The sequence below is a fragment of the Zhongshania guokunii genome (assembly GCF_040892635.1).
Lineage (GTDB): Bacteria > Pseudomonadota > Gammaproteobacteria > Pseudomonadales > Spongiibacteraceae > Spongiibacter > Spongiibacter guokunii.
This window is the reverse complement of sequence record NZ_JBFRYA010000008.1, coordinates 85,486-100,585: the sequence shown is the minus strand read 5'-3', so window position 1 is coordinate 100,585 and position 15,100 is coordinate 85,486. Positions and strand designations below refer to the sequence as shown.

Sequence of the window (15,100 nt, the reverse complement as noted above, 5' to 3'; positions counted from 1 at the left end):
TCACAAAATAAGAGACCAAGCATGAAAACATTTAAAGACAAAGTCGCCATTGTTACTGGCGGGGGTGGCGACGGCATCGGTCATCACCTAGTGATGGAGCTTGCCCGCCAAGGCGCCAAAATTGCCTTTTGTGATATCACCAAACTCAACACCACCGAAGGCCAGCTCGCCGCGCTAGGCGCAGACTATTACAGTGAAATTGTCGATATAGGCAACAAACAGGCTATCAACGATTTTATCGACAATGTCCTCGCCCGCTTTGGCTGCATCGACCTACTGATTAATAATGCCGGCATCGCGCTAGGGGACCTCACCTTTGGCGAAGCCAGCGAGCAAGACTTTGAAAAAATCACCAACATCAATTACTGGGGTGTAATCCACACCACCCAGCGCTGCTACCAGCACCTACTTAAGCGTCCAGAGGCGGCTATCGTCAATCTATCGAGTACTCAAGGTATTCTCGCCCTGCCCTATCTCGTGCCTTATTGCACCACCAAATTTGCCGTGCGTGGCTTTACCGACAGCCTGCGCGCAGAACACCGCATTCGCGGTATTCGCAATGTAACACTTCACACTGTGCATCCCGGCGCAGTGGCAACCAACATTACCCTCAATGCCGATCATCACAATAGCGGCACCCAACAATTCCACGAAGAATTACAGCGGGGAACCCAGCCAATAGACGCCGCCAAAATCATCCTGCGCGGCGTGCAAAAAAATGTCGGCCGTATTTTTATCAGCGACGGCCGCGCCCAAGATTTATTGGCAAGGATATTACCGAGCGCGTATGTTTACGTCGTTAAAGCGATGATGCGAATGCGGGGAATTTCCGCGAGGTAAAAAAGCAAGACAAAAACTATACCAAGCATAGGGACCCGTCCCAGCAGGACGGGATATCGGCGCAAAAATTACTTTGTAGTTACGCCTTATCTATCCATGCTTATATAGTATGCTCGGTAGAATTTTACTGACTGGAATTCTCAACGATGGGTGGTATTCAATGGCGACAGGCTCACTTTTAGCGCTTTTCGACGATATTGCGACCTTACTAGACGACATATCAATGATGTCTAAGGTTGCCGTTAAAAAGACGGCCGGTGTGTTGGGCGATGACTTAGCAGTAAACGCCGAGCAGGTTGGCAATGTTCGCGCCGACCGAGAGCTGCCGGTAGTATGGGCGGTGGCAAAAGGCTCGCTGCTCAACAAGGTGATTATTGTACCCGTGGTGCTATTGGCCAGTTTATTTATGCCCTGGCTAATTACTCCAGTACTAATGCTAGGAGGCGTTTATTTGTGCTTTGAAGGTGCAGAGAAAGTTTGGCATAGCATTGCACATCGAGGAATTAAAGATCACGCCCAAAGCGAAGCGCTTATAAAGAACGGTGAAGCCGACCTTATAAGCTTAGAAAAAGAACGAGTTAAAGGCGCAATTCGCACAGATTTCATTTTGAGCTTAGAGATTATCGTTATTGCCCTTAGTACGGTTCAGGAAGAGGCCTTTAGCAAGCAAGTTATGGTGCTGGCAATTGTTGCACTAGGCATCACCATTGTCGTTTATGGTTTGGTGGCACTGATTGTAAAAATTGATGACCTCGGCCTATTTTTACTTCAGGTAAAGAGTGAGGTTGCCACTGCACTGGCTAACTTCTTACTATGGTTAGCACCGGCCCTAATGAAGACTTTAACCGTGGTTGGCACCTTGGCGATGTTTTTGGTGGGTGGCGGTATTTTAAGCCACGGCTTTGATCACTACGCCCAGCTTGAAATTCGCCTTAGCCACCTGCACATTTTCAGCAATGGCTTGGCAAATGGCATCGCGCAGACCCTTTTTAACGGTCTTATCGGCGTGTTCGCGGGTGCCCTAGTGGTCATCGGCCTTACAATACTATCCGGCAAAGCAACACATAAGGAACGAGCGACCACTCTTTAGTCACAAGGTAGCCATCAGGCCACACTGTGAACCAATTCTCGAACCACCTATTGAATTACACCCAGGGATGGAATTTTCACCAAAATAACTCAGTGTAAACACGCTTCGGTGCGTAAAATACCGCCACGGTTGTCGAAACGTCGGTAAACGCGTTTGCCCATAGAATTTGATGCCCACATAACACCTAGTCTGAGCCGCGGTTTCGATCGCCAGCTCTTCCACCCCTAGCTAACTCAATAAAACTGGGTACCGACGGAGATCACCACATGGCTAACACCCTACGAAGCTTGTCTGAGCTTGCCGAATACCTTGATGCGCAGCTGGTTGGCGATGCCAATCACATGATCGCAGGCATAGCGGATTTACAAGCTGCTGGCTCGTCTGATTTATCGTTTATCAATCAAGAGTCGTATTTGCAGTATCTTGCCGAGTCTGCCACTGGCGCAGTTATTCTTAATGCCGATTTCGCCGACAAATACACGGGCAACAAGCTTATTGTTGCCAACACCTATTTGGCCTACGCCAAGGTATCGGCACTGTTTGAATCTTTGTCGCAGCTCGCCACAGGTATTCACCCCTCTGCGGTTATTGCCGCGAGCGCCAAGGTAGACCCTAGCGCCGCAATTGGCCCCAATTGCGTGGTGGGTGAAAACGCCACTATTGGCAATGGCGCCAAGCTGTATTCCGGCGTGTCTGTTGGCGACCGCGCCAGCATTGGCGACAACACCTTGATTCACCCCAATGTGGTGATTTATCACGGCGTGAGCCTTGGCAAAAACTGTCTGATTCACAGCGGTACAGTAATTGGCTCCGACGGTTTTGGCTTTGCGCCTAGCCGCGATGGCTGGCAAAAAATTCATCAACTGGGGGCGGTGATCGTTGGCGACAATGTTGAAATTGGCTCTAACTGCTCGATAGATCGCGGCGCGCTGGGCAACACTGTTATTAGCGATGGCGTGATTATCGACAACCTTGTGCATATTGCCCACAACGTCAAAATTGGCAAGCGCTCGGCCATTGCTGGCTGTGTGGGCATTGCGGGCAGTGCGACCCTCGGTGAGAACTGCACAGTTGCTGGCGCAGTGGCTATTAATGGCCACATCAGCATTGCCGATAACAGCCACTTCCACGGCGGCACCATTGTCACTAAGGGCAATACCGAAGCCGGCGTGTTTGCCTCGGCGCCACCGCAACAAGATGTTAAAAAATGGCGCCGCAACTCCGTGCGCTACACCCAGCTAGATGAAATGTCGAGCCGGATCAGACAGTTAGAAAAGCAGCTAAAGTCTTTATTACCCGCGGATTCCGCAGATTAATTAGCTGAATTTAGTGCAAAAAAAAGGCCGCGATTGCGGCCTTTTTTTTATTTTAGATCCCCGCTTTCACGGGGAACACGGTAGCGGGAAGCGTCGCTACTTACGTGCGCAGCTTCTCAGCCAAGAACAACCATGTATCCAATACCGAGTCGGGGTTCAGCGACACGCTATCGATGCCCTGCTCCATTAACCACTGAGCAAAGTCGGGGTGATCCGATGGGCCTTGGCCGCAAATGCCGATGTATTTGCCATGTTTTTTACAGGCATCAATCGCCATTTTCAGCAGGGCTTTTACAGCGTCGTTGCGCTCATCGAACAGATGGGCGATAAGGCCGGAGTCGCGATCCAAACCTAGCGTTAGCTGGGTAAGGTCGTTGGAGCCAATTGAGAAGCCGTCGAAGTACTCCAAGAATTGCTCCGCCAGCAACGCGTTGGCGGGCAGTTCGCACATCATTACCACGCGCAGGCCGTTTTCGCCGCGCTTCAGGCCATTGGCTTCGAGCAGTTCAATTACTTGCTTGGCTTCGCCGACGGTACGCACGAAAGGCACCATAATTTCGACATTGGTTAAATCCATGTCGTTGCGCACCTTCTTCAGTGCGCGGCACTCCAATTCAAAACACTCACGGAAGGAATCCGAGATGTAGCGCGAGGCACCACGGAAACCCAGCATGGGGTTTTCTTCTGATGGCTCGTACAAACTGCCACCAATCAAATGCGCGTATTCATTGGATTTAAAGTCGGACATCCGCACAATAACGCGTTTGGGGTAGAAGGCGCTGGCGATGGTCGAGATACCTTCAACCAGTTTTTCTACGTAAAACTCGACCGGGCTGGCGTAGCCCGCAATGCGGCGCTTTACGGCGGTTTGCACATCTTGGGGAATGTCGTCGAAATTAATCAGCGCCTTGGGGTGTACACCGATCATACGGTTAATAATGAATTCTAAGCGCGCCAAACCAACACCGGCATTAGGGTAGCCTTGGAAGTCGAAAGCGCGGTCGGGGTTGCCGACATTCATCATGACTTTAAACGGCAGATCCGGCATGGCGTCGAGCTTATTGCGGTTTATGTCAAAGTCGAGAATGCCCTCGTAAACCATGCCAGTGTCGCCTTCAGCGCACGATACGGTTACCAATTTGCCGTCGGGCAGTAATTCGGTGGCATCGCCACAGCCGACTACTGCAGGAATACCCATTTCGCGCGCAATGATCGCCGCGTGGCAAGTACGACCACCACGGTTGGTAACTATTGCCGACGCGCGCTTCATTACCGGCTCCCAATCGGGGTCCGTCATGTCGGTTACCAGCACATCACCCTGCTGAACCTGGTCCATTTCGCTAATATCGTTGATGATGCGAACCGGACCGGCACCAATGCGCTGACCAATTGAGCGACCTTCGCACAGTACGGCGCCCTTTTCTTTAAGCAGGTAGCGTTCCATTAAAGTGGTGGATTCACGGCTTTTTACGGTTTCAGGGCGGGCCTGCACAATGTAAAGCTTGCCGTCGTCGCCATCTTTAGCCCATTCAATATCCATTGGCCGCTGGTAGTGCTGCTCAATAATCATGGCCTGCTTGGCCAAACCCAGTACTTCGTCGTCATTAAGACAGAACTGCTGACGGTCGGCGCTGGACACGTCAACGGTATCAACCGATTTACCGGCGCTGGCGTCGCTGCCGTAAACCATCTTGATCATTTTACTGCCAAGGTTGCGGCGCAACACTGCGGGACGGTCTTTGGCTAAGGTCGCTTTGTGGACATAGAATTCGTCGGGGTTTACGGCGCCCTGCACAACCGTTTCGCCCAAACCGTAAGAGGCGGTGATAAATACCACGCCGTCGAAGCCGGATTCGGTGTCCATCGAGAACATAACACCCGCGGCGCCAGTTTCGGAACGCACCATGCGCTGTATACCGGCAGACAGCGCCACGTCGGCGTGTTCAAAGCCTTGGTGCACGCGGTAAGCAATAGCGCGGTCGTTGTACAAAGAAGCAAACACCTCTTTGATCGCGATCATAATATTGTCGAGGCCGCGGATGTTAAGAAAGGTTTCTTGCTGGCCGGCAAACGAGGCATCCGGTAAATCTTCGGCGGTTGCCGAAGAGCGAACCGCAAAAGACATGGCATTGTTGCCATCTACCAGTTGCTCATAGGCTTGAACCACGGCAGTATTAAGCGCCTCTGGAAAAGGTGTTTCGACAATCCACTGGCGAATTTTTTTACCGACAACAGCAAGATTTTTTACATCTTCGATGTCGAGGTCTTTGAGTTCTGCAATAATGCGGTCGTTTAAGCCGCTCTGCTGGAGAAAGTCGCGAAACGCGTCAGCAGTTGTAGCAAAGCCACCGGGAACCGAAACACCGGCCTGTGACAGCTGGCTGATCATTTCGCCTAGGGATGCATTTTTGCCGCCAACACGGTCGACATCGTTCATTCCTAGATCGTTGAACCAGATTACGTATTCTGACACGTTGTTTCTCCCGTTTTTAATACAACCGCTAAGCGGATAATAAGTACATAAACCAAGCTGGGGCTATACTAAGTGATGTAACTTGGAAATTCCCGTCGAAAAACACCGAGCCTTAGGTAAAAAAACTACATGATTCGTGCGGCCATTTTTATATCAGACAGCACCGGCATTACAGCCGAGACCCTGGGCAGCAGTATTCTGTCCCAATTTGAAAACCAAAAGTTCAATCACATCGTGATTCCCTATGTGGATACCATTGAGAAAGCGCGCTCTGCGGTAGAGAAAATTAACCGCGCTGCGGCGGAAACAGGCAACCAGCCGATTGTGATTGACACCCTCGTCGACGAGCAGATCCGTGCGGTTATTGCGACCAGCCAGGGTTTTATTATTGACGTACTGGGCACCTTCGTTAACCAGCTGGAGATCGCGCTAGGCGAAAAGCCCTCGCGCACCGTGGGTCGCGCACAAAGTGCCGACCGCGACGCTGAGTACAAATTGAGAATTGACGCAGTGAACTACGCCCTCGACAACGACGACGGCGCCCGCCTAAACCGCTACGACCAAGCCGAAGTAATTCTCATTGGCGTGTCGCGTAGCGGCAAAACCCCAACCTGCTTGTATTTGGCAATGCAATCAGGGGTATTCGTGGCCAACTACCCAATCACCGAAGAAGACATGGAAGGCGACCGCCTCCCCAAGCCACTCCTTGAACACCGCAGTCGGCTCTTTGGCCTAACTATTGAAGCAGAGCGCCTCTCGGCAATTCGCAGCGAGCGCCGACCCAATAGCCGCTACGCATCTCTGCGCCAGTGTGAGGATGAGCTGCGCCAAGCCGAGGCCATGTTTAAACGCTTCGGCATTCCCTATTTAAATATTACCCACGCTTCAGTGGAAGAAATTGCCACCCGAGTGTTGCTTGATACCGGCTTACGGGGGCACAAACGCTAGTGGCTACCATCACCAACGAGCAATTAAGCGACGCACAAGAAACCTCTTACCGAGCTAATACCGCACTGGTTTTACCGGGTGGCGGCGCGCGGGCAGCCTACCAAGTTGGGGTATTAAAGGCCTTAGCCGAGATTCATGGCAAGCGCCCCGGCAACCCCTTTCCTATTCTTGCTGGCACCTCTGCAGGCGGCATTAATGCCGCCTCACTCGCGGCTGGTGCCCATCACTTTACCGGCACTATCAAGCAGCTCGAATTACTGTGGCGGGAGCTGTCTACTGATAAAATTTACCGCGCTGACTTTCTGGGTGTGCTGCGCAACGCTATACGCCTAGCCTACTCGCTATTTAATTCTGGGGGAGGTATTGGCAGCAAGCCAGTGGCCCTGCTCGACAATAGTCCCCTGCGCAAATTGCTCGGTGAGTACGTTAAATTCGAGAACATCAGCCGCAATATTCTCAATCGCGATTTAGAGGCATTTTGCCTTACCGCAATGAATTACACCGAGGGAGTTTCTGAAACTTTTTTCCAGGGCGGCCCGCAATATGCTGGTTGGCAGCGCTGGCGACGCCAAGGGGTAGCCACTCCTATTCAGCTCCAACACCTGATGGCGTCGACCGCGATACCCACAATCTTTCCGCCTGCCAAGGTCGGTCGCTACTATTATGGCGACGGCGCCCTACGGCAATTAACACCTATAAGCCCGGTAATTCACCTAGGCGCCAACCGCGTTTTGGTTATTCCCGCTAACGGCCACAAACGCCAATACCCCAAATTACCCAAGCAAGTTCAGTCGCCCGGCTTTGGCCAGATAATTGGCCACTTACTGAATAGTGCATTTATCGACAGTATTGAAACCGATATTGAACGCCTAGAGCGGATCAACGAGTTAATTCGCTTAATACCAGAAGACAATCTATCGATGATGGGCAAAGAGCTGCTGCCAATTGACTGTCTCGTTATTAGCCCTAGCGAAGATATCGACCGTATTGCCGATGAACATGTTAATGAACTACCTCGCAGCCTGCGGATGTTCTTACGTGGCTCGGGTAGCAATGGCGGTGGTGGCGTCAGCATCTCGAGTTACTTGCTGTTTACCCCAGAATACTGCGGCAAACTGATCGACCTAGGTTACCGCGATGGCATGGCGCAAAAAGACGAGCTGGTAGAATTTCTCTATCGACCTCAAGCGAATCAACCGGAAGCGAGCTAAAGTCTAAATCTAGCACGGCTGTATTGCGCTCCCAGTGTGAACGCAACAGCCGTGCATTCCCCCAAAACACAGCGCACCACACTCCAGACAAACTCACCCCGCTATTTTAAACCTGAATATTGGCAGAAAAATTGCTTATACTGTTTAGTTGCGGGCTACAGGCTAAGGCCCTTGACCTCCGCCAAGCTGGACAGCAATTGATCATGTAAGCTCCTATTAGCTCACCCGCAATTGATTTACGAAGAAAAACACCTTTATTATGCTGAATATCAATATTAATGCGTCCCCTGTTTTGTGATTACCTGCACTTCGAGTGTATCATTGCCGGTTTGCTATGCCGTATCGTTGCGATGCTTACAAATTGCAGGCGAATAAACTTGTTTACTCACAGTTTTAACTTACGCTTATGGCACAGATATATTAATTAGGCACGTTTTCCATCTTTCGAAAATTAAACAGGCCTGTAGTAGGATTTCACGAGTAGCAGTATGCCCAAAAGTAAAACAATGTATGGAATCTCGCGAATTGACGATGACATACACCGAACTCACGCTTGGCGAGTCAGTATTCGCAGACAAGGCAAACTCTTAGTTAAGAATTTTCCTGACAAAACCTATGGCGGCAAGCGCAAGGCGCTGGCTGAAGCCAAACTCCATCGCGACAAAATAGTGGCCGAGCACCCACCAACGACTCGCAAACAGTTTTGCTCCACCCTGCGTCGGCACAATAATTCGGGTATTCCGGGGGTTTATCGCTACGCGAAACGCTATAAATTAAAGAATGGCTGTATAAAAGAAATTTGGTACTGGGAAGCCCACTGGCCAGTGGGCACCAATAGCAGCGAAAAAGCGACTTTTTCAGTGGCGGTTTACGGCGAGCGCAAAGCCAAGCGCATGGCGATCGCAACGCGCGAAGCGGGAGTGAGTAAGTTAGAAGGCGTTTTCTGGGCTTCTGAGCGCGGCGTAGTGTCGTAACAAAGCGATACAAACGAGGTATAAGCCTTCCTTATACCTCTACTAGCGAAACCCTTTTTCGCAAGCTCCGTATAAACGCTACTTGTCTATTCAGTATCAATGCTCATCACTTTGATACTGAATAGACATATCGGCATTTAAGCCTTTGCCACCCTCTTTAGAATCAGCACCAAGACTGGAAACCGCAAAGCCCGGCGGTGCAGCGGAGCTAGAATACAAATAGGGATTATTCCAAGGGTCGTGAATCAAGGTTTCGCGATTAATATACGGCCCGTCCCATTTTGCTGCCAAGGGCTCAATTTCGGGCACGGTATACAGCGCCATCAAGCCTTGCTCAGTACTGGGGTAGCGTTTATTGTCGAGTTTGTACTGGTGTAAAGCCATAGATATTCGACGAAAATCGCTATCAACCTGGTCTTTTAGTGCTGTATCAATCCGCTTTGTTACGATCACACTAACAATAATAGCGATGATACTAGCAATGGCGATCACCATTGCAATTTCCCAGAGTTTGATCCCGAGCTGCCGCTTTAATGACAGCTCGCCGCAGCCTCGACCTCGCGGAGAGAAGCGCTGGGCCATTGTTAAATTTAAGCTCAAACTACGTCCTTAAAACCGATTCTGGCTTAGTTTTGCCAGTAAACCTGTCAAAGTACGATTGATCGCACTTTCGGCGGCAAAACCAAGCCTTTCGGGCAGACTGCGCTTCTGACGATAGCTAACCGAAAACAGATCGCAGTCAGCGCGCTGGCTCAGTAAGTAATCGTCACTGGTGCGAATCTCATCGACTAGTTTCACATCCATCGCCCGCGAGCCGTACCAAACTTCACCGGTGGCTATACTGTCGATATCTAACTGGGGACGGTTTTCGCTCACAAACTCTTTGAACAAAATATGCGTGTCTTCCAGTTCTTCAATAAACTTCTTGCGCCCTTCCTCAGTGTTCTCGCCCACCATAGTCAAGGTGCGTTTGTGCGCTCCTGCGGTGTGCAACTCAATGTCGACATCGTGCTTTTTAAGCAGGCGATTAAAGTTAGGTAATTGCGCCACTACCCCAATTGAGCCAATAACGGCGAACGGTGCCGCCATAATCCGATTGCCAATACAGGCCATCATGTAACCGCCGCTCGCAGCGACGCGATCAATGGCGATAGTTAAAGGAATACCGTGAGCGCGAATACGCTGTAATTGCGACGACGCCAAACCGTAGCTGTGCACCATGCCGCCGGGGCTTTCTAGGCGCAGTAAAATTTCGTCTTCTGGTCTGGCTACCGTGAGAATCGCTGAGATTTCATGGCGCAGAAACTCAACCTCTGAGGCGCTAACATCGCCATCAAAATCCAACACGTAGATGCGCTTACGATGTTGGTCGGCATTTTTCTTGGATTCGGCCTTAATTTGTTTCTTCTTGAGCTTGCGCTCTTTCTTAAAACTATCTTCGTCGAGAATTTCAAATTTTAAAAGGTCTTCCCAGTCTTCATAGCGATGATTCAGGGTCTCTACTTCGATATGACCTTCGCTGCCTTCTTTTTTGGTACGCTGACTAGCGACCGCAATAGCGCTGACAATCACCACAAAAGCAGCAACCACAGTGATGGATTTGGCCAAAAACAGACCGTATTCCAATAGAAATTCCAAAAAAGTACTCCCAGAGAGGTTCAAAAAGTGCCACATATTCATACGGCACGGCAGTCTAAGTCAAGCAGGCCAGTTGCGTAAGGCTTTGACAGCTATTGGATTTTCAGCGCGGATAAAGAGCCCACTGCGCCCCAGATACACCCCAAACTGGGCGCCATCTACCATTGGAGCAAAGACCGAGTTGCCATAATTAGCCTCAACCCACTTTTGCATCAGATCATTACTTCGCAACCAGCTCCATACATCAAGCGGCTCAGAAAGACTGATGAGATACACGGTACGCGGGGCATTGCGCTCGTTTTCAATGTCGGCATAACGACCGAGCAAGCGCTCTAAGCGGTAGAGATTATCAAAGCCCAAGCGCGCGACGGGTAACTGCCAACGAATAATACGACTGTCGATTTGCCATTGATCACCCATTAGTAAAAATGATTGCAGTGCCTCGCCATTAAGGGTGTCAACGCTGACCAAATACTCTTGCGCCTCTTTGCTGGCTCCCACAAAAACCCGCGCCACCATCTGTTCATCGGCAAGATGCCGATAGCTCAATACATCTTTACTGACCACAATCGCGCCAGTGGTGAAACCAAAGGCCAAAACTACCGCCACAGAGCCACTAAGCAGATGTTTGCGCAAGCGCAATACGGCCAATAGACAGAGCAACAGGCCCGCCGCAGAAATCAGTAAAAACAGGTAATCGAGGCTCATACAGCACACTTCATTAAGGTGGTTATCAGTTTGCCGCGCGCAGCAGGGCAACGCTGTCTTCAGCCACCTGTAATATACGCGCATCGGCGGTGTGACGCTGGCCTAGTTCATTGAGAAAATACTCAATGCTAATCATGGCGTCGGCGAGCGTCTCTAAAGATTGCACATCGCTAGCGGGATTAATTTGGGTGCGCTCAACAAAACCCTTTATAAACTCAGTCGCGCCACCAGTAACCTCAGGCAGCTTCGGTACGCCAATCATATAAAACGCGCCGCGTACCGAATTCAGTAATTGTGGTAAATTTGAAATATGGGTGCTATCGAAATCTGACTCGATATAGGCTGAAATAGCGCGCTTAACCATACTAATAGCGGCCTTGGATTCATCAATAACAATACTGCGCGCCTCGCTAAGCTGATTATCGGCGCTTATGGCGTCACGGCGCTCGATGGTCAGATCACCAAGATCTTCATAATTAAGCTTTCTGCGGTCAATTTGAGCAAGGCTACCGTCGATGAACAACAGCGTTTCAGCGAGATCCTCTAATTGCAAGCGCTCCTGGCCTAGGTCGCGACCTATAAGATTATTAAGCACCTCACAGTGCTCGTTAAGACTGCCGGCAAAGGCCGCTAAGTTTAGAACCAAAAGTATATCGGCGCTTTGCTTTAAAACAGCAATTAGCGGTCTAACCTCTTCCTCGTCACTGCGCTGGTGCTGAGCAAGCAGCTCCAGCACATCTTTGGCGTGCCGCAATTCGCCGCGCAGCTCATTAATTACCGACGATACTGTGTCGTAGCTCAAACCTAACATGAGCTTGCGCAGCGCACAGACTTGTTCATCACCAATCTCAGCAGGAACAATCTTCGCTACTTTCATGATTTTGCCCGTCATACCGGCGCGATAGGAGCTTAAAGTGAGCAAATAAGTAAGCTCGGCCTCGAGTATTTCATTGAGGCTGACCCGATTTTTAATTCGGCCTCGCATTTGTCCTTCAAGGCCTGCAAGCGCTTTTTTACGATGGGCATTGAGCTCTAAACCATTATTAACAAACGCTTCGAGCACCGCGTCAGCAATCAGCCAAAAGCGCTGTTGGGGGCCTGGTTCAATACTATTGCAGAGTCTGCGCACTGCTCGCGACATCACGGTCAGTTGCAGAGGCACTTGGGCGTCGCGAAGCAAGCCCAGCAGCCCAGTTTGATACAAGTGGCGAATCCGCTTTAATGCACTCTCGAGTTCGGCGCCTGCGAGCGGTGTACTCCGCAGACGGATATTGGAATCACGGCTAAATAAAGTGGGTTCCGATGTTTCAAAATAACTGTCTGGCAACAATAGCTGGCCATGAGCGGCGCGCAATTCATTGGCGTGAGATAAGGCCATTAGCGGGATATCGGACTGTCGCGACTGAACAAATTCTAAATAGCGCGGCAGCACAAAGAATGCAGTGCTAAGGGCATTCAGCTGACCCTCGGGTACCGCGGTTGTCATGTTCAATATAGCGGAGCACAAGGAGCGCATTTCGTCAGCAATCAGTGCCGCACCAGGGATTTGCAGTAGCCGCAAAGTGCCGCCAATTTGACGCAAATCCACTTCGCACTGCTCTAACAGACTTAAATTATGACGCTCGGACAAAAATGTTTCAAAAACATTAGTGGCCTGCTGCAGCGTTTTACCGAGTTCATCGGCCACAACTGCATACGAGCTGGTGTTGATTTCCACTTTAAGTGCCACTAAATGTCCTTATAGCCCGCAGGGCTGTCATCAAGTTCTGCTTTGACTTAGTCGTTTAACTAGCGGTTATTTATAGACTATTTAGCACTAAACGACTGAGAAGCACAGCACTATTAAGGAAATTTACTCGGCCGCGCAAGCCAAAAATGTCAGTTTTCGGTACTTAGTGGCCGCTGCCAAACACAATTGCCGCCGCTGCTCTTATCAATTTCAGCTAGTTGCTTTTGATGCAAGCTAAGCTCATCGCTATTGGCAACAATCACCCGCAAACGACGTTGGGCATTAACTAGACGACGGTGCTCACCGCTCGTCCCGCCTTCGCCCTGCTGAGAGCCGTCATCACTAGCCAACGATAGCGCAGTTTGGCCGCCTGTCATCAAGAGATAGACGTCTGCTAAGATTTCTGCGTCAAGCAATGCGCCGTGTAAATCACGCTGGGAGTTATCAACGTAGTAGCGAGTACAGAGCGCATCTAGGCTGTTGCGCTGACCTGGATGCTTTTGCCGCGCCATGACCAGCGTGTCAACTACTCCGCAAATCTCACTTATTTTGGGATCATTGCGCGCCAAAAATTTAAACTCGGCGTCGAGGAAGCCAACGTCAAAGGGCGCGTTGTGAATGACCAGCTCAGCCCCGCGAATAAAATCCAAGAAGTCATCGGCTATTTGGGCAAAAAGCGGCTTGTCCTTGAGCATGTCATTAGTAATGCCGTGAACTTCTATAGCGCCCGCTTCCACTTCGCGATCGGGATTAATGTATTGATGGTAATGGCGGCCGGTGAGTTTACGGTCGACCAGTTCGACGCAGCCAATTTCAATAATACGGTGGCCTTGATTAGGATCCAGACCGGTTGTTTCAGTATCTAAAACAATTTGACGCATTTTAAGAGCCCTTCAATTCATCAATACCGCGATTGGCTAGGGCGTCGGCAAGATCATTTTCACGATGACCGCTATGACCTTTAACCCAGCGCCAATCGACTTTGTGTACTTGGGCCGCAGCATCGAGCTGCTGCCACAAATCAGCATTTTTAACCGGTTGCTTGGCAGCGGTTTTCCAACCGCGCTTCTTCCAATTCACCATCCACTCGGTGATTCCCTGGCGCACATACTGGGAATCGGTGGTTAATACCACGTCACAAGGACGCTTTAAGGCCCGCAAGGCCTCGATTGCCGCCATTAACTCCATGCGATTATTTGTGGTTTGCGCCTCGCCGCCAAAAAGGTTGTGTTCTTTACCTTGGTAGCGCAACAGTGCGCCCCAGCCGCCTGGGCCGGGATTGCCGCGACAGGCGCCATCGGTAAAAATTTCAACGTGTTCTGGGGCTTCACTCATAATCTGCTCGTGCTTTTATGTTTCGAGTTGCTCCAACCATCGCAGGATGGCGGAGAATTTTGGCGCGACTCGCCGGTTTTTCTAAGGTCGGAGTCATGGGCGCGCGGTATTTTGTCGCGCTCAGCACAAAAACACCACCCATTGGCAGGCTTTTTGGTGCAGGTTTATGCGACAAGAAAAAGCTTGGGCTGTTTAATGGCAGCCGGTGGAAGGCGTATTCGACCAAATTCACGTCAAAGCCCAGCAGCGATAACCAATCGCTAATACGGTGCAAGCTCAAGCTATGATTTTGCCACATGGCACTGTGCTTAAAACGGCCGAGATAACCACGCAGAGCGAGCGCCGAATAGGGATTGATACCGCAAATAACCACTTTGCCATGGGGAACAATCACCCGCTCTACTTCGCGCAACACACGATGCGGATCGCCGACGAACTCCAATAAATGATGCAGTAAGACCACGTCTTGCGACTCGTTGGCCACCGGCAACTCTTCAAAATCACAAACTACATCAAGCACTTGACTTAGGCCGTAGTGACCTATGCCACCTAGGCAAAACTGCCGCTGGTAAACCTTGGCATCGAGTGGGCAGCGCTCAGGGATTACGCTTAGATTGAGCAAATTGTACTTGGCGGTGCTCGTATCGGTAATCGCCCCAGCTATTAACCCCCGCTCTTCAGCCAGCACTGTGCGCCCAACCTCAGTTTGAAACCAGCGCCTAAGTGCCGGCAATAATACCTCCGGAGAGTGCTGCGTCCGCCATTTGGCCATGCTATTCCCCCTGTAAACATCCGCAAGCTTAGCTTGCAGGCAGTGATCAGAATGTTTAAGCTGCAC

General features: G+C 50.5%; 14 protein-coding genes. 6 read left to right on the top strand and 8 right to left on the bottom strand.

Translation table 11 applies throughout. From position 1 onward, the window contains the following. Positions 1–21: 21 nt before the first annotated feature. The 3 genes from AB4876_RS10710 (at position 22) to lpxD (ending at position 3,246) form a co-directional block, all read left to right on the top strand. Entirely contained in the window at positions 22–840 is an 819-nt protein-coding gene (locus tag AB4876_RS10710) for an SDR family NAD(P)-dependent oxidoreductase (RefSeq protein ID WP_368381653.1), read from the top strand. Between the two features lie 160 nt (positions 841–1,000). After that, entirely contained in the window at positions 1,001–1,930 is a 930-nt protein-coding gene (locus AB4876_RS10705) for a DUF808 domain-containing protein (RefSeq protein ID WP_368381652.1), read from the top strand. 266 nt (positions 1,931–2,196) lie between these two features. After that, entirely contained in the window at positions 2,197–3,246 is a 1,050-nt protein-coding gene (lpxD, locus tag AB4876_RS10700) for a UDP-3-O-(3-hydroxymyristoyl)glucosamine N-acyltransferase (RefSeq protein ID WP_368381651.1), read from the top strand. A 100-nt stretch (positions 3,247–3,346) separates the two neighbouring features. Here lpxD and ppsA read toward each other — a convergent pair whose 3' ends face one another. Continuing rightward, positions 3,347–5,719 (bottom strand): phosphoenolpyruvate synthase, encoded by a 2,373-nt coding sequence (gene ppsA / locus AB4876_RS10695; RefSeq protein WP_368381650.1) that lies wholly within the window; start codon positions 5,717–5,719, stop codon positions 3,347–3,349. 129 nt (positions 5,720–5,848) lie between these two features. Between ppsA and ppsR the strand changes: the two genes are divergently transcribed. The 3 genes from ppsR (at position 5,849) to AB4876_RS10680 (ending at position 8,852) form a co-directional block, all read left to right on the top strand. Then, on the top strand, positions 5,849–6,667 hold the full coding sequence (gene ppsR / locus AB4876_RS10690) for a posphoenolpyruvate synthetase regulatory kinase/phosphorylase PpsR (protein WP_368381648.1): 819 nt from the start codon (positions 5,849–5,851) through the stop codon (positions 6,665–6,667). After that, positions 6,667–7,878 (top strand): patatin-like phospholipase family protein, encoded by a 1,212-nt coding sequence (locus AB4876_RS10685; RefSeq protein ID WP_368381647.1) that lies wholly within the window; start codon positions 6,667–6,669, stop codon positions 7,876–7,878. Before ppsR ends, AB4876_RS10685 begins: the two co-directional genes overlap by 1 nt. A 488-nt stretch (positions 7,879–8,366) precedes the next feature. Next, the gene (locus AB4876_RS10680; RefSeq protein WP_368381646.1) at positions 8,367–8,852 is read left to right on the top strand and encodes an AP2/ERF family transcription factor; all 486 of its coding nucleotides are present in this window, start codon (positions 8,367–8,369) and stop codon (positions 8,850–8,852) included. Between the two features lie 96 nt (positions 8,853–8,948). On the opposite strand, the gene gspG is transcribed toward AB4876_RS10680, so the two are convergent. The 7 genes from gspG to AB4876_RS10645 form a co-directional block, all read right to left on the bottom strand. Beyond that, positions 8,949–9,452 carry a type II secretion system major pseudopilin GspG gene (gene gspG / locus AB4876_RS10675; RefSeq protein WP_368381645.1) on the bottom strand — a complete coding sequence of 168 codons (504 nt, stop codon included), beginning with the start codon at positions 9,450–9,452 and terminating at the stop codon, positions 8,949–8,951. A 9-nt stretch (positions 9,453–9,461) separates the two neighbouring features. Further along, positions 9,462–10,490 (bottom strand): protease SohB, encoded by a 1,029-nt coding sequence (gene sohB, locus AB4876_RS10670; RefSeq protein WP_368381644.1) that lies wholly within the window; start codon positions 10,488–10,490, stop codon positions 9,462–9,464. Between the two features lie 60 nt (positions 10,491–10,550). Then, on the bottom strand, positions 10,551–11,198 hold the full coding sequence (locus tag AB4876_RS10665; RefSeq protein ID WP_368381643.1) for a cation/multidrug efflux pump: 648 nt from the start codon (positions 11,196–11,198) through the stop codon (positions 10,551–10,553). Between the two features lie 25 nt (positions 11,199–11,223). Then, a complete protein-coding gene (locus AB4876_RS10660; protein WP_368381642.1) occupies positions 11,224–12,927 on the bottom strand; it encodes a FimL-related protein in 1,704 nt (567 codons plus the stop codon). A 149-nt stretch (positions 12,928–13,076) separates the two neighbouring features. After that, the gene (dnaQ, locus tag AB4876_RS10655) at positions 13,077–13,808 is read right to left on the bottom strand and encodes a DNA polymerase III subunit epsilon (RefSeq protein WP_368381641.1); all 732 of its coding nucleotides are present in this window, start codon (positions 13,806–13,808) and stop codon (positions 13,077–13,079) included. A gap of 1 nt (position 13,809) precedes the next feature. Then, positions 13,810–14,262 carry a ribonuclease HI gene (gene rnhA, locus AB4876_RS10650; RefSeq protein WP_368381640.1) on the bottom strand — a complete coding sequence of 151 codons (453 nt, stop codon included), beginning with the start codon at positions 14,260–14,262 and terminating at the stop codon, positions 13,810–13,812. Further along, complete coding sequence (locus tag AB4876_RS10645) at positions 14,255–15,034, bottom strand: class I SAM-dependent methyltransferase (protein ID WP_368381639.1); 780 nt, start codon at positions 15,032–15,034, stop codon at positions 14,255–14,257. Before AB4876_RS10645 ends, rnhA begins: the two co-directional genes overlap by 8 nt. Positions 15,035–15,100: the final 66 nt, after the last annotated feature.

Coding starts and splice junctions, on each gene's coding strand:
- AB4876_RS10710 (WP_368381653.1), top strand. CDS start 22: ATGAAAACATTTAAAGACAAAGTCGCCATTGTTACTGGCGGGGGTGGC.
- AB4876_RS10705 (WP_368381652.1), top strand. CDS start 1,001: ATGGCGACAGGCTCACTTTTAGCGCTTTTCGACGATATTGCGACCTTA.
- lpxD (WP_368381651.1), top strand. CDS start 2,197: ATGGCTAACACCCTACGAAGCTTGTCTGAGCTTGCCGAATACCTTGAT.
- ppsR (WP_368381648.1), top strand. CDS start 5,849: ATGATTCGTGCGGCCATTTTTATATCAGACAGCACCGGCATTACAGCC.
- AB4876_RS10680 (WP_368381646.1), top strand. CDS start 8,367: ATGCCCAAAAGTAAAACAATGTATGGAATCTCGCGAATTGACGATGAC.
- AB4876_RS10665 (WP_368381643.1), bottom strand. CDS start 11,198: ATGAGCCTCGATTACCTGTTTTTACTGATTTCTGCGGCGGGCCTGTTG.
- dnaQ (WP_368381641.1), bottom strand. CDS start 13,808: ATGCGTCAAATTGTTTTAGATACTGAAACAACCGGTCTGGATCCTAAT.
- rnhA (WP_368381640.1), bottom strand. CDS start 14,262: ATGAGTGAAGCCCCAGAACACGTTGAAATTTTTACCGATGGCGCCTGT.
- AB4876_RS10645 (WP_368381639.1), bottom strand. CDS start 15,034: ATGGCCAAATGGCGGACGCAGCACTCTCCGGAGGTATTATTGCCGGCA.